Annotated in this window: 15 protein-coding genes; 12 read left to right on the top strand and 3 right to left on the bottom strand. The window is 48.7% G+C overall.

Translation table 11 applies throughout. The features are described from left to right. Window positions 1-82: 82 nt before the first annotated feature. The 9 genes from ACTHUG_RS02705 to rplS all read left to right on the top strand — a co-directional run bounded on the left by ACTHUG_RS02705 (window position 83) and on the right by rplS (window position 9,010). A complete protein-coding gene (locus ACTHUG_RS02705) occupies window positions 83-460 on the top strand; it encodes a DUF2069 domain-containing protein (RefSeq protein WP_440386115.1) in 378 nt (125 codons plus the stop codon). Beyond that, entirely contained in the window at window positions 457-2,289 is a 1,833-nt protein-coding gene (locus ACTHUG_RS02700; RefSeq protein ID WP_440386114.1) for a Wzy polymerase domain-containing protein, read from the top strand. Before ACTHUG_RS02705 ends, ACTHUG_RS02700 begins: the two co-directional genes overlap by 4 nt. 206 nt (window positions 2,290-2,495) lie before the next feature. Next, entirely contained in the window at window positions 2,496-3,173 is a 678-nt protein-coding gene (gene misR / locus ACTHUG_RS02695) for a two-component system response regulator MisR (protein WP_003748666.1), read from the top strand. A gap of 15 nt (window positions 3,174-3,188) precedes the next feature. Next, complete coding sequence (locus ACTHUG_RS02690; RefSeq protein ID WP_036493156.1) at window positions 3,189-4,586, top strand: HAMP domain-containing sensor histidine kinase; 1,398 nt, start codon at window positions 3,189-3,191, stop codon at window positions 4,584-4,586. 55 nt (window positions 4,587-4,641) lie between these two features. Then, on the top strand, window positions 4,642-7,032 hold the full coding sequence (locus ACTHUG_RS02685) for a GNAT family N-acetyltransferase (protein WP_440386112.1): 2,391 nt from the start codon (window positions 4,642-4,644) through the stop codon (window positions 7,030-7,032). A 75-nt stretch (window positions 7,033-7,107) separates the two neighbouring features. Then, window positions 7,108-7,356 carry a 30S ribosomal protein S16 gene (gene rpsP, locus ACTHUG_RS02680; RefSeq protein WP_003684452.1) on the top strand — a complete coding sequence of 83 codons (249 nt, stop codon included), beginning with the start codon at window positions 7,108-7,110 and terminating at the stop codon, window positions 7,354-7,356. Between the two features lie 15 nt (window positions 7,357-7,371). Then, window positions 7,372-7,881 (top strand): ribosome maturation factor RimM, encoded by a 510-nt coding sequence (gene rimM / locus ACTHUG_RS02675; protein ID WP_036493152.1) that lies wholly within the window; start codon window positions 7,372-7,374, stop codon window positions 7,879-7,881. After that, a complete protein-coding gene (gene trmD / locus ACTHUG_RS02670; protein WP_295697833.1) occupies window positions 7,881-8,630 on the top strand; it encodes a tRNA (guanosine(37)-N1)-methyltransferase TrmD in 750 nt (249 codons plus the stop codon). Before rimM ends, trmD begins: the two co-directional genes overlap by 1 nt. Window positions 8,631-8,644: 14 nt before the next feature. After that, window positions 8,645-9,010 (top strand): 50S ribosomal protein L19, encoded by a 366-nt coding sequence (rplS, locus tag ACTHUG_RS02665; RefSeq protein WP_003679470.1) that lies wholly within the window; start codon window positions 8,645-8,647, stop codon window positions 9,008-9,010. Between the two features lie 207 nt (window positions 9,011-9,217). Here rplS and ACTHUG_RS02660 read toward each other — a convergent pair whose 3' ends face one another. Continuing rightward, window positions 9,218-10,627 carry a PepSY-associated TM helix domain-containing protein gene (locus ACTHUG_RS02660; protein ID WP_440386111.1) on the bottom strand — a complete coding sequence of 470 codons (1,410 nt, stop codon included), beginning with the start codon at window positions 10,625-10,627 and terminating at the stop codon, window positions 9,218-9,220. 344 nt (window positions 10,628-10,971) lie between these two features. On the opposite strand from ACTHUG_RS02660, the gene greA reads away from it, so the two are divergent. Together greA and ACTHUG_RS02650 are read left to right on the top strand one after the other, a co-directional pair. Further along, window positions 10,972-11,448, top strand: a complete 477-nt coding sequence (gene greA, locus ACTHUG_RS02655; protein WP_440386110.1) for a transcription elongation factor GreA — start codon at window positions 10,972-10,974, stop codon at window positions 11,446-11,448. 87 nt (window positions 11,449-11,535) lie between these two features. Further along, window positions 11,536-11,964 (top strand): DUF4149 domain-containing protein, encoded by a 429-nt coding sequence (locus ACTHUG_RS02650; protein WP_293210198.1) that lies wholly within the window; start codon window positions 11,536-11,538, stop codon window positions 11,962-11,964. Window positions 11,965-12,102: 138 nt separating this feature from the next. Here ACTHUG_RS02650 and ACTHUG_RS02645 read toward each other — a convergent pair whose 3' ends face one another. Beyond that, window positions 12,103-12,864: an OmpA family protein gene (locus ACTHUG_RS02645; protein ID WP_003748686.1), complete on the bottom strand. Its 762-nt coding sequence runs from the start codon at window positions 12,862-12,864 to the stop codon at window positions 12,103-12,105. Between the two features lie 442 nt (window positions 12,865-13,306). Between ACTHUG_RS02645 and ACTHUG_RS02640 the strand changes: the two genes are divergently transcribed. Beyond that, window positions 13,307-14,257, top strand: a complete 951-nt coding sequence (locus ACTHUG_RS02640) for a CysB family HTH-type transcriptional regulator (RefSeq protein ID WP_440386160.1) — start codon at window positions 13,307-13,309, stop codon at window positions 14,255-14,257. A gap of 86 nt (window positions 14,258-14,343) precedes the next feature. Here ACTHUG_RS02640 and fnr read toward each other — a convergent pair whose 3' ends face one another. Beyond that, the gene (fnr, locus tag ACTHUG_RS02635; RefSeq protein ID WP_003748691.1) at window positions 14,344-15,078 is read right to left on the bottom strand and encodes a fumarate/nitrate reduction transcriptional regulator Fnr; all 735 of its coding nucleotides are present in this window, start codon (window positions 15,076-15,078) and stop codon (window positions 14,344-14,346) included. Between the last annotated feature and the right edge of the window lie 44 nt (window positions 15,079-15,122).

The raw sequence follows: 15,122 nt of genomic DNA, 5'->3' as shown, positions 1-15,122 counted from the left end.
AATAAATTCTTTCTTAAATATCCTTAAGCAATATTCTTGTCTCCCCCTGCATTTTTAGCGGTATAATTTCAAGTTTTCCAGTATGGCTTACGCCCTTTATATTGTGAACAATACACGCTCCCCGTTACCTTACCTTGCAACTTCCATAAGCCTTATCCTTTTGATTTTGCTTTCCTTATCATGGGAATTATGGATCGCGCCATTGCGCGAAGGCGGCTCATGGTTGGCACTGAAAGCCCTGCCTTTGTGCCTGCCGTTGACCGGCATTTTGAAAAAACGCATCTACACTTACCAATACAGCTCCATGCTGATTCTGATTTACTTTGCCGAAGCCTGTATGCGCCTGGCAGACACGGCTCTCGCCAGCCGGATTTGCGCCGCCGTTTCCGTATTATTGTGCATTGCCTTTTTCCTCGGCTGCCTTGCATTTATCAAACAACAAAAACACACATTAAAATGACCTACCACACACTTTCAGACGGCCTAGCCGAATCTTCAGTAAAAACCTTTTGGCCTTTATGGCTCAGTTTTCTTTGGATTTGCGCCGTCCCTTTTCTCTCACTCTACCGAGTCGGCCCACTACCCAGCTTTTACCTGGAAGCCATTTCACTGAGCGGCTCATTGGTACTGACATTGATTAGCGCACACAAAGGCCTGCTGAATATCCGCCTTCCCGCACTCAGTATCGGTTTGTTTGCCATGGCCGCATTCTGGTCGCTCCAAGCGCGCCTCATGCATTCCACCTACCCCGGTATGAGCGACATCACTGCCTGGACCTTTGTCATTTTGGCACTGGGTGCATGGTCGGTTCGCGGCTGGGTAGCAGCTTACGGACAGGAACGCGTCGTCAGCATCTTTGCTTGGTCTTTATTGATAGGGGCAACCATACAGGCCGCCATCGTCTGGTTGCAATTTAAAGGCTGGTCCAACGTAGAGTGGTTGAACGGCATCATTGCCCGAAGCAACGGTACCGTAAACGGCCAACTCGGCCAACGAAACCACTTGGGACATTATTTAATGTGGGGCATTTTGGCGGCATCCTATTTATGGACGGCACGCAAAATGTCCAATGCAGCAGGTTTTCTGTTCGTATTGGCTTTGACCGCAACCCTCGGCCTGGTCAACTCGCGCACCATCTTAGGCTACATTGCCGCCCTATTCCTGATTACGCCGTTATGGTTTTGGCGTACCCGTTTCCAACACAAACGCGCACTGTGCATTTTCCTTCTGACCGCCATCCTGGCCGCCGCTTTCCAATTCGGTATGGGCAGCCTGCTGGACTTGTTTGGCAACATCAAATACGAAACCGCTGTCGAACGCGCAGGCACCAGCGGTTTTGAAGGTTCCATGCGCCAAATCGAATGGAGCAAAGCATGGATTGCCTTTCAATCTGCACCTTGGTTCGGCCACGGCTGGAACAGCTTTGCCCAGCAAACCTTCCTGATCAATGCCCAACAACAATACTTTCCCAACAACATCCTCGGCGTACTGTTTACCCATTCGCACAACATCGTTATGCAGTTATTGTCCGAAATGGGCATTGCCGGCACCTTGCTCGCAGCCTTAACCCTGCTTGCAGCCGTGTGGCGACTGTTGGGCCGCAACCAAACACCGGCCTCGCTGTTTTTACTGACTGCCGCCGCCGTCAGCCTTTGCCACAGCATGCTTGAATATCCGCTTTGGTATATTTACTTCCTCACCGTATTCAGCCTGATTCTGTCGTTGACACCCTCTTATCCGAAAGATGTTTCAGACGGCCCTTTATCTACCCGAATCAGACAATGGGCAGGCGGTATAGCCACTTTATCGATTTTAATCGGCATGGCAAACCTCAGCTGGGAATATCAAAATCTGACCCAATATAGCCGTGTAGGGAAAACCGATGATCAGCAAACAGTTCAAAACAAAGTCGACGGCTTGCAACGACTTTCCAAAGAAAGCCCCATGCTTGCCTATTACGCCGATTTGAGCTTGAGCAAACGTGCAGATCCGACCGATGCCTACATCCGTCCGTGGGCGGAAGAAGCCGCACTCAAAGCCCTGACCTACCGCCCCTACTCCAGCGCCTACCAAGTCGGCCTTTACCTCTACCGGCAAGGCAAAAAAGAAGAAGGTGCGCAATGGATGCAGGCAATGCAATATTATTACCCTTATATGATGTATTTCTACGCCGACAAAATACGCAGCCACCCGGCATTCGCCCCCTTGCTGCCCAAACTTTTGTCCGATTGCAAAGATTTCATCAATGCACCGAAACACCAAACCGCCCAATCATGCGACAAACCCTGAACAAAACACACCCAATTGTCAGTTTGTCCTTACAGGCCGTCTGAAAATGTAAAGAGCAGCGAGTTTCTATGCAAAAAAGCGCAAAAGCACAGAAAATTACGCTATCAACAAAAGCAGATTGCATGTTAAGATTGAACACAACTCTATTTTAAGCGCCGTACTGCCATTTAGTACCGCGGCGCATACAATCACGAAAAGGAAATTCCATGAGTCGCGTATTACTCGTAGATGACGATGCTCTCTTGACCGAATTGCTGACCGAATACCTGACTGCCGAAGGCCTCAACGTTCATAGCGTTCCCGACGGCGAAGCCGGCGTCCAAGAAATTCTGACCGGACAATACGATGTCGTCGTATTAGACTCCATGATGCCTAAAATGAACGGTTTGGACGTACTGAAAAACGTACGCACCCAAAGCACCGTGCCCATCATCATGCTGACCGCGAAAGGCGACGATATCGACCGCATCATCGGTCTGGAAATGGGTGCGGACGATTATGTTCCGAAACCATGCACACCGCGCGAACTCTTGGCCCGCATCAACGCCATCCTGCGTCGTGCGCAACACAGCAACGAACAAAACAACGCGCCTAACAGCATTTCCGTCAGCGACGTTGTCCTCTACCCTGCCAAACGCCAAGCCAGCATCAAAGACACTCCGCTCGAATTGACCAGCACCGAGTTCAACCTGCTCGAAGTTTTGATGCGCCACGCCGGACAAGTCGTCAGCAAAGAGACCCTATCCATCGAGGCACTCGACCGCAAACTGGCTAAATTTGACCGCAGCATCGACGTACACATCTCCAGCATCCGCCACAAACTGGGCGATGCCTCCCTGATTCAAACTGTACGCGGCTTAGGCTACCTGTTTGTTAAAAACTAAAGATTAAACAGATCAATGAAACTGTTTCAACGCATCTTCGCCACATTTTGCGCAGTCATCGTCTGCGCAATCTTTGTGGCGAGTTTTTCATTTTGGCTGGTACAAAACACCCTCGCCGAAAACCAATTCAACCAACGCCGCACCATCGAAACCACATTGATGAGCAGCATCATCTCCGCGTTCAACTCGCGCGGAGACAGCGGTGCGCGCGAAATTCTTTCGGAATGGAAAAACAATCCGGTTTCCAATGCCGTTTATGTGATTACCGGCGACGATAAAAAAGATATTTTAGGCCGCAACATCGACAGCCTGTCCATCGAACGCGCCCGCATCTTCGCCATCAACAATCCCGAATCCGATTTAGCCCACATCGAATACGACCGTTTCGGCGAAGAATACCTCTTCTTCATTAAAGGCTGGGATAACCATCAAGCCCAACGCCTGCCCAGCCCGCTTTTCATTCCCGGCCTGCCGCTTTCGCCGATTTGGCACGAATTTATTATTCTGTCTTTCATCATCATCGTCGGCCTCTTGATGGCATATATCCTTGCCAACAACATCACCAAGCCCATTAAAATTCTTGGCGGCGGTATGGACAGGGTAGCCAACGGCGAACTCGAAACCCGCATTTCCCAGCAAGTTGACGACCGTGACGACGAATTGTCCCACCTTGCCGTACAGTTCGACAAAATGGCCGAAAAATTGGAAAAACTTGTGGCCAAAGAGCGTCATTTGCTCCACCACGTTTCTCATGAAATGCGTTCGCCGCTGGCGCGCATGCAGGCAATTGTCGGCCTGATTCAATCTCAGCCGCAAAAACAAGAGCAATACCTCAAGCGGCTTGAAGGCGAGCTGGTGCGCATGGATACTTTGGTAGGTGAATTATTGACCCTCTCCCGCCTAGAGACTTCCAATATTCCTTTGGAAAAAGAAAACCTCAAACTCGTTCCGTTCCTAACCAACTTGATTGAGGACAACCAAAGCATTGCCCACCAAAACAATCAAAGCGTTACCCTGAGCATTGACCCCAAAATCCCTGAAAATGCCGTGATCAGTGCCAACGAAGGCTATCTGTACCGCGCCTTTGACAACGTTATCCGCAATGCCATCAACTACAGTCCGGAAGGCAGTACCATTCAGGCCCATATCGGACAAGACGGCAAACACTGGATTATCGATGTTACCGACAACGGCCCGGGTGTCGATGAAATGCAGCTTCCGCATATTTTTACCGCCTTTTATCGTGCCGACTCCAGCGCACACAAGCCCGGCACCGGCTTGGGACTTGCCTTGACGCAACACATCATGGAGCAGCACTGCGGCAAAATCATTGCTGAAAATATCAAACCCAACGGCCTGAGGATGCGTTTTATCCTTCCCAAAAAGAAAGCCGGAGACAAAAAAGAAGCCTAAAAATAAGGCCGTCTGAAACTCTTCAGACGGCCCAAAACACAAATAAGGAACCATCATGAATGCAACCGTCCAAACCGGCTACTTCTTCATGCCCGAACACATCATCCTTGTCGGCGCCAGCGAACGTCCGCACAGCCTTGGTGAACGCATTTTCAGCCACCTGCTCGGTTCCTCATATCAAGGCAAAATCACGCCCGTCAATCTCCGCCACAGCAGCGTCGCCGGACTCCCTTCCTACTCCAGCCTCAGCAAAATTCCAGGCCAGGCCGACTTAGTTGTCGCCGTCATCCCGCACGACCATTACGACACACTGTTCAAAGCCTGCCGCAAAAAAGGCCTGCGCCACATTATCCTGATCCAAGATTGGGAAAACCTGCCGCCCGAATCCTGCAAAAACGCCCGTTCCATCATTCAAAAATATCACGGCGACGAATTAAACATCAGCGTTTGTAACAGCGCAGGCGTCCAACTTCCCTCACTCAATCTCAATATCGGCACCCAAGCCGACTATCCGGCCGGCCATATCGCATTACTCACCGGCCACAGCACTGTCAGCCGCAACATCAACCATCTGCTGAACACAATGCATCAAGGAGTATCGCGCCATATCAGCCTCAACTACAACCTAAGCCCCACCACATCCGCCGACTGGCTCAACCGCTTCGGCCACAACCGCCATACCAAAGTTGCCGTCATCCACTACAATCCGGCCGAAAACCAACGCGAGCTGTTCAGCGCCATCCGACACTTTGCACGCCACACCCCGCTTATCCTGTTGTCCACACACTACACCGACGACACAGACAAAGCCGTCCTACACAGCCTCAGCCGCCATTGCAACTTCCTGCCGGTATTCAATACCAACGAACTCGAAGCAGCCTTAAAAGCCCATCTTTCCGGCATTCCCGTCATTACCCATCCCACTATTTTGTCCGATACGCCGATAGAATGGCTGCGCAGCACCGCCGATGCCTGCCAATTGACTCTCAACCTTCCAACCGACGCACCATCCATCCAACAAGGCTGCATCGGCAGCGACCCCACGCCCGCACGCATCCACCGCCTGGCACTCGAACAATTGCAAAATCCGCACACCCAAGCCCTGCTCGGCATTATTTCGCCGGACACACCAGATGCGTACGGCATTCATCAAACACTGAATAACTTAGCACAAAAAACCAGCAAGCCCATTCTCATCAGCCATCGTTTTTCAGACGGCCTGACCCGGTTCAACACCCCGGAAGAAGCCTTGCTGACACTTTATTTCCGCAATCAAACCGCCTGTTTGCAACAAGCGCAAAACACCCCCGCCCCGGCCAAAACAGGCCGTCTGAAAACGCCTAAAAACAAAAGTATCGATAAAGCCATTGCATCTGGTCAAACCGAACTGATGGCAGAAGCCCTATACCTGCCTCCGTTCCAAACCCAAAAGCACAATGCCGTTCAATTCCGATTCAGCCGTCATCCCATTTACGGCAAGATCCTGACCGCCCATTACAACGGCCAAACCCAAGCCGCATTACCGCCCTTTACCACGCTCGATATCCAGCGTTTAAGCCAATTTGCAGAACTTGACAACACTTCCGTTCTCAATCAATTCCTGCACTCCCTAAACACGCTTATCCACAACAATCAGCATATCGGCGACATCATCCTCAACTACAACGGCAGCCAATACAGCAGCACCATCATTCCCGAAATTGTGGAAAAACCAGCCGCGCCGACAACCAAAATCCCCAAAAAAGCCGTCCAAACCTTAGAACAAGCCGCCGCCAAAATGCAAAGTGCCGCCGCCTACCTCCAACAAAAAAATCCGGCTGCAGCCGAATTCCTACGCAACACCGGCGAAGCCGCGTCCGAACTGCTGCACCCTAAAACCGAAACACCCGAAATACAAAACGTACTCGCCCCCTACCCGAATCAAACCGACACATTCGTCCTGCCCGACGGCAACACCCTGCACATTCGCGCACTAGAGCCTGAAGATGCCGAAGCCAAACAAAAATTTGTCCGCCAATTACCTGCGGCCGACCGCTATACGCGCTTCATGACCCACACCAACGAATTGCCGCAGCCTACACTCGCACGGCTGACCCGCCCCGATTTCCATAACGAATGCGCATGGGCCGCCTTCGCTTCAGACGGCCGTATCGTCGCAGTCAGCCGTTATAGCCGCATCAATCGCAACGAATGCGAATTCGGCATTACATTGGCCGCCGAAGCCCGCAAAACCGGCTTGGCCGGCAAAATGATGAGCCTCATTATACAAACTGCCACACAGCAAGGTTATCAAACCATGAATGCGGAAATCCTCAAAGAAAACACACCAATGCTCAAACTCGCTGAAAAATCAGGATTTACCGTTACCCCGTTGGAAACCGACCGCGGACTGTATCAAGCAAGCCTCGATTTGAACGAATGGCAAAACAGCAACAAAAACAAATAAAAACTTGCATAACCCGTGTGAAATATCCTAAAATTAGCGGTTTCTATATATCCGCATTTTTCAAAAGGACTCAAAATGGTAGTTATCCGTTTGGCTCGCGGCGGCTCAAAACACCGCCCTTTCTTCAACGTAGTCGTAACTGACTCTCGCAACCGTCGTGACGGCCGCTTCATCGAGCGCGTAGGTTTCTACAACCCCGTTGCCAACGAAAAACAAGAACGCGTACGTTTCGACGCAGACCGCATCAACCACTGGGTCGCTCAAGGCGCGAAAGTTAGCGATGCAGTTGCCAAACTGATTAAAGAGCAAAAAATCGCTGCTTAATCAGCTGAAACGACCATGACAGACACTCAAAAACGGGTAGCCATGGGCTACATCAAAGGCGTATTCGGCATTAAAGGCTGGCTTAAAATTGCCGCCAATACCGAATACACCGACAGCCTGCTGGACTACCCAGAGTGGCAGTTATGCAAGGATGGCAAAACCCTGAATGTCACGCTTGAAACAGGTAAAATTGTCAATGGCGAACTTCAGGTCAAATTTGAAGGTATAGACGATCGCGATCAAGCATTTGCCTTGCGCGGCTATACCATCGAAATTCCCAGAGAGTCATTCGCCCCTACTGAGGAAGACGAATACTACTGGGCAGATTTAGTCGGCATGACCGTCATCAACAAAGAAAATATCGTCCTCGGCAAAGTCAGCAACCTGATGGAAACCGGCGCGAATGATGTTTTGATGATTAAAGGCGAACACGGACAAATCCTGATTCCCTTCGTCTCCAACTATATCGAATCTGTTGATACCGACAGCAAAACCATTATCGCCGACTGGGGTTTGGACTACTGATGCTGATTCAAGCCATCACCATTTTTCCAGAGATGTTCGACAGTATTGTCGAATATGGCGTTACAGGCAGGGCAAGAAAACAAAACCTTTGGCAGTTTCAAGCCATCAATCCCCGAAAATTTGCCGACAACAAACTTGGCTATATCGATGATCGCCCCTTCGGAGGCGGCCCGGGAATGATTATGATGGCACCGCCGCTTCAAGCGGCAATTGAAGAAGCTAAAACAAACTCGCAAAAACCTGCCAAAGTAATTTATCTCAGTCCGCAAGGTCAGCCGCTGACACACAAAAAAGCCGCAGAACTTGCCGAACTGCCCCATCTTATCCTTCTATGTGGACGCTATGAAGGCATAGATGAAAGACTGTTACAACGCAGTGTGGACGAAGAAATCAGCATTGGCGACTTTGTTGTCTCGGGCGGTGAATTACCCGCCATGATGTTGATGGATGCCGTCTTAAGATTGGTACCGGGTGTATTGGGCGATATACAGTCAGCCGAACAAGACTCATTTTCAGACGGCCTTTTAGACTGTCCTCATTACACCAAACCCGTAGAATTCCAAGGCATGATGGTTCCTGATGTCTTACGTTCAGGAAATCATGGCTTGATTGCCGAGTGGCGATTGAAACAATCGCTGCGACGCACTTTAGAGCGCCGACCCGATTTATTGGAAAAGCGCAGTTTAATCCCAAAGGAATCCCGCCTCTTAAAAGAAATCTTGCAAGAGCAACAGGAAATCCAATCATAACTTAGGAAAAACAAATGAACTTGATTCAACAATTAGAGCAAGAAGAAATCGCTCGCTTGAACAAAGAAATCCCTGAATTCGCTCCAGGCGACACCGTTGTCGTATCTGTACGCGTGGTTGAGGGTTCTCGCAGCCGTCTGCAAGCATACGAAGGTGTGGTTATCGCCCGCCGCAACCGTGGCCTGAACAGCAACTTCATCGTTCGCAAAATCTCTAGCGGCGAAGGTGTAGAACGTACTTTCCAACTGTACTCTCCTACCGTAGAAAAAATCGAAGTTAAACGCCGTGGTGACGTACGTCGCGCCAAACTGTACTACTTGCGTGGCCTGACCGGTAAAGCGGCCCGCATTAAAGAAAAATTGCCTGCTCGCAAAGGTTAATCGCTTTCTTCAAAAACCCACTTCAATGAAGTGGGTTTTTTGTTTTTATACAAGATCTCCTCGTCTTTCTTACACAATCCTGTAAGCCAATCACAATTCCCATCTCACGCATAAACTTAAACAGAATCATAACCCCCTACTTTTGACCTCTATAAAAAAGGCCGTCTGAAACAAAAGATTCAGACGGCCTTGAATTACATCGGGCGGTTATTTAAACCATCCTGCTAATGCTGGAATACGTGATAACAACAATGTATCCAAAATCCAAATAACAGCGATTGCGGCAACGGCCGTTGGGAAAATCACAGCCAAAATCAGAAGTGGCACAGCCATTGCCCACCATACCGGCAATTTGATTTTCTGCGCAGGAGGAACCAAACCACGCGCTTCAGAAGGACGGCGTTTCCACCACATCACACAGCCGCTGACACAGATAAAAATAATCGCCAGGCAGAACACAACATTCGCCAACACGCTCCACCAGCCCAGTGTACCCATATGCAAAGCAATACTTGCCGCCATGAATTTACCAAACCAGTTGTAATCATCGAAATGAATATCAGCCAGGATTTTGCCGCTGTATTGATCAATATGTACCGTACGGTCGGCGGTCGGACTAATCATATCGTAACTCATTGAGTCTTGCGACAGCGTCCATACACCGGTCTCACCCTTAGGTAAATTAAGCTGATAGCGGCCTTTAAAGCCAATTTCGCGTGCAAAGCGGTCAACCGTCTCCAACGTCATCGGCTCGCTCGGATTAATGCCGTTTTCGCCCAGTGTCGTACCGGAAACCGGCATAGGCGTCAGCTCTAAAATCCACGGTACTTCTTTGGATTTGCCATCATTCAACACATCGCCATGAGTTGGCACGGAAGATACCGGATTAGGTTCCACGCCCCATTTGCCGGCTGGGAATTGGCTCCATGCCTGCACAGCCTTACCGCCCCAAATACCTGCCCAAGCAATACCAGACAAACAGAACAGCAGCAAAATCAAAGAAACCCAAGAGCCAACCGCACCGTGTAGGTTACGCCACCAAGAACGGCCTTTGCCTGCTTTAGGTAAAAGGACGGCCTTCAGACTACGCTGTTTTACCCACCACAAATAAATACCGGTCACAATCATGATGATGGTTAGCGACGCAGCAGTTTCCAACAGGTAGTCACCAGTCGCACCCATCATCATATCGCCGTGGATTTCATCCATCGTGTGATACCAGCCTTGACCGCGCGGCATCGTGTTCACGACTTTTGCCGTATAGGGATCAACAGCAACCATAGTGGCTTTATCGTCATTGTTCACGCGGAATACGGCAACCATATCATCTGCGCGCGGCGCAATATACTGCACTACAGAAGCAGTTTCCGGATTCACAAACTGTCTGGCAGCTTCAGCCTGAGCCGACAAAGGCTGAACCACTGCCTGCGGCGTAACATGTATGCGTTCGCCTTCTTTACCGGTGATATTGGCAAATAGCAGCATTCCCAACCCTGTAACAGCGAGCAGGGTTAAAAACGGCGCAACCAAAAGTCCGGCATAGAAATGCCATCGCCAAACAGTCAAATAACGGCGGTTAGCCTGTTGTTCATTTTGGGAAGTTGGTTTTGTTTCCATATATTCTCTTTATATAATTAAAGCAGACTAATCCTTAAGAATTATTAGCAAGCATTTTAATCAAAACCATTCATTTACGAAACCGTTTTTCAAGCGTAGCTTTGAAATACTTCAATATTTAGTTTGCAGGCCGTCTGAAAAAACAAAATAGACAGAAAACAACACTTTACTGAAAACCCGTTTTAATCATTGCGGTTTCGGCAGAATTTGGTAGAATACAGGCATTACTTATTTATTCATCAAGCCGCCAAGCTTTGGCGGCTTGTATTTTTATTTCCAATCCGGCTCCCGCGCGTGGCCGGATAAAATTTTAAAAGCATCATCATGCTTTCATGGAGAACTCAATGCAAAAAATCCCTTTGACCGTCCGCGGTGCAGAATTGTTGAAACAAGAACTTCAACACCTCAAAAGCGTAGCACGCCCAGAAGTCATCGAAGCCATCGCCGAAGCACGCTCACACGGCGACTTGTCTGAAAACGCAGAATACGAAGCCGCCAAAGAGCGTCAAGGCTTTATCGAAGGCCGTATTGCCGAGCTGGAACACAAACTCTCTATGGCCCACATCATCAATCCTGCCGAAATCCATGCCGAAGGCAAAATCGTATTCGGCACAACAGTAACACTGGAAGATTTGGAAACCGAAGAACAAGTAACCTACCAAATTGTCGGCGAAGACGAAGCAGACATTAAAAAACGCAAAATCTACGTTGGCTCCCCAATTGCCCGTGCCTTGATCGGAAAAGAAGAAGGCGACGTTGCAGAAGTTCAGGCCCCCGGCGGCGTGCGTGAATATGATATTATTTCCGTACAATACATCTAAATAAACTCAAGGCCGTCTGAAAACGTTCTCAGACGGCCTTTTGTTACACCATCACAACTAAAACAGAATTTCCCAAAGAGAAACCAGATGAGTCTGCCCTACAAAATCACTCAAACCGCTGCTGCCATTTGGCTAGGCATGCAACTGACAGCAGGCTATATTGTCGCCCCCATCCTATTCCATCTCCTGCCTAAGATGCTGGCAGGCGAAATCGCCGGCATTTTGTTTGCCATTACCGCAATATGCGGCTTAGTTATTTTTGGCGCAGCCTATGCCTTTTTCAGACGGCAACTGGCCTCCCTCTCTTGGTGGGTTTTGGTACTTTGGCTACTCTTAGCCTGTAATCATCTTTTGGTTACGCCGGTTATCGAGGCGCACAAGTACGGACTGGATAACTGGCTCTTATCCCTAGTAGGCGGAACATTCGGCATTTGGCATGGCTTATCCAGGATTATTTTTTTAATCTGTACGATACTGGCAGCGATGTGCGTATGGAAATGGCCCGGGCCAAACTAAACTGTTTTAATAAAAGGCCGTCTGAAAATAAATCTTTCAGACGGCCCTTCTCATTTTGAAATCACGAATTATCTTAATTACTCAAATACAAGCCATAAAAAATGCCCCGCATATCGCAGGGCATTTTTCACAAACCGATTAAGGTTTAGCGTAACCGTGAACGCCATTGTAAGGAGCTGGGATCCAACCTTCATCAGTAGCAGGCAATTCGCCTTGACCTTCGATAGTTTGGCCTGGAGCAACTTGACGAGTGACAACGCTGCGGATTTTAACATCAACGCGGCGGTCAGGTTCGATACAAGCGATAAGAGCAGCACGTTTCTTAGCTTTAGAAACTTTTTTGCCCAGTTTAGCAACTTCAGCTTCACAAGTAGCAGTCATGCGAGCTTGAGATTCGCCCAGACCTACTGCAGAGATTTTGCTAGAAGCAACGCCATGACCTACCAAATAGTTAGCAACTACGTTAGCACGACGCTCAGACAGAGCTTGGTTGTATTGCTCAGAACCCATGAAGTCAGTGTGACCTTCAACACGTACAGTTTGTACGCTTTCGTTGCTCAGGCGTTGGGCCAAAGCGTCCAGGTTTTCTTGAGCTTCAGGACGCAAGTTATCTTTGTCGAAGCCGAACAGAGTTTTAGTAGACAGAGAAACAGTTTCATCAACATACTCAGGAGCTTGTTGTACAGGAGCAACTGCTTCGCGGTCACCACATTCAACACGGCCTTGGGTAGCTTTGTCGAAGTAGCTGTTTTTCCAGCATTCGCCGTAGTTGTTACGGACGATTTCTTGAGATTGGCTGCTTACGGTGTAACCGTGTTTGGTATGCGCTTCGCTGGCCATTGCGGTGCCAGAGGCAACCAAGGCAACGAACAATGCGCTTAATTTCAGCTGTTTGGTCATTTTATTCCCTCATCAAATTGTTATGCGGCGGACTAGGAAAGCAACCGCTGCAAAGTACCAATATACAGGCCGCAGTATCAAAACAGCGACAAATCGGATATATCAGGTTGCACTATAAAGAAGCGCAAGGCAAACTGTCAATACTCGATGCCTTCAAACAATTATGAAGTGCCTGCTTCCTAGTAGTTAATCATGCCGAAAAATCAATCTTGTGTCATTAATTTAGGGCAAAATCAGACAATTCACCTACCCGAAGTTGTACAAAAACAACAAAATTCCTTTCCCTCTTCCTTCCTGCATTTCCTGTTTTCATATCATTAAAAGATATTTTCATTAAAAACAACCATTTTCAAAACTCGGGGCAAAACTGGGCAAAATATGTTAAATTACAGACCGTTTGTCGCACAAAATCCACAATAACAACGTATCCGATACTGCTACCATGAAACTGCAACAATTACGTTACGCCCTTGAAGTTTACCGGCACAATCTGAATGTCTCCGAGGCTGCCGATGCGCTTTTTACATCCCAGCCCGGCATTTCCAAACAAATCCGCCTGCTTGAAGAAGAATTGGGTATCCAAATTTTTATCCGCAGCGGCAAGCGTGTGGTTTCCGTTTCGCAACCGGGCAAAGCCGTGTTAGAGATTTCGGAACGGATTTTGCGCGATGTACAGAACATTAAAAATATCGGCAGCGAATTTACCGATCATGACAGCGGCTCCCTGACCATTGCCACGACGCACACCCAGGCACGTTATGCATTGCCTAAAATCGTTGCAGAATTTGTGAAAAACTACCCTAAGGTCAATTTGACCATCAAACAAGGCAGCCCTTCCGCTATTGCCCAAATGGTCAGCAGCGGAGAAGCAGATTTGGCAATTATTACCGAACGCATTGACGATCACCCCGAGTTAGGCAAACTGCCCTGCTATGAATGGAACCATGCCGTCATTGTCCCGCACGACCACCCTCTTTTAGACTGCCGCAATCCTTTAAGCCTTGAAAATTTGGCTTCTTTTCCGCTGGTTACTTACGAATTTGCGTTCAACTCCGGCAGCAGCATTGCGCGTACCTTTAATAAAGCGCATATCGAGCAACCTGATGTTGCCTTATCGGCTGCCGATACGGATGTATTGAAAACGTATGTACGCTTAGGCTTAGGCGTGGGTTTGATGGCCAAAATGGCTTACGATCCCGTTGTCGATCAAGATTTGCAGCTGATAGACGCGGCTCACTTATTTGAGCCGTCGCCCACCTGGATAGCCTTGCGCACCGACACTTACCTGCGTGGTTATGCCTATGATTTTATACAGATGTTTGCACCAAAACTGACCCGCGAAGCGGTTGACCGCATTCTGTACACGCCGGTCGTTGAAGACTTTTCAATTTAACATCTAACTATCACTTGCGTAACTTAACAATTATTCTTTAACTTGTGTTAAAAAGGCCGTCTGAACAATTTCAGACGGCCTCAGATTCAGATAGCGTGCGAACAACCGGAAACCATTTTCTTCAAAGTTGTCGCATCTAGGATTTTGATGTGCTTGTGTTCAACCGAAATCAAGCCTTCGTGATGGAATTTGGATAAGGTGCGGCTGACCGTTTCCAGTTTCAGCCCTAAATAGCTGCCGATTTCCTCACGCGACATCCGCAGGATAAAATCGTTGGCGGCAAAACCTCGGGAATAGAGACGCTGAGATAAGTTAAGCAAAAATGCGGCCAAGCGCTCTTCGGCGCGCATATTGCCCAAAAGCAACATCACGCCCTGATCTCGGACAATTTCACGGCTCATCAAGCGGAAAAAGTGAGAGCGCAGGCTGGGAATATCCTGACCGAGTTCTTCAATGTGCGTAAACGGAAGCTCGCATACTTCGCTGTCTTCCAAAGCCACAGCATCACAACTATGAATATGGGAACAAATCCCATCCATCCCGATCAGCTCGCCCGACATAAAAAAGCCGGTTACCTGATCCCGTCCATCCTGGCTGGCGACTGTTGTCTTAAAGAAACCTGCACGGATGGCAAATAAAGAGGTAAACGGCTCGCCGGCGCGAAATAAGTACTCGCCTTTTTTCAGACGGCGGCTTTGACGGATCACCGCATCCAATTGTAAAAATTCGTTAGGCATTAGTCCGACAGGCAAACACAGTTCGCGTAAAGAACATGTGGAACACAAGGTTTTCATTTGATGTGTTGCATTGTGTGTAGCCATAACGCACCTTTAATTTGCTTAGTTCTCTCAATCCCTGATTAAGC

It is taken from the genome of Neisseria sp. P0022.S009 (genome assembly GCF_051956675.1).
Lineage (GTDB): Bacteria > Pseudomonadota > Gammaproteobacteria > Burkholderiales > Neisseriaceae > Neisseria.
This window is presented reverse-complemented; position numbering and strand designations above follow the sequence as displayed.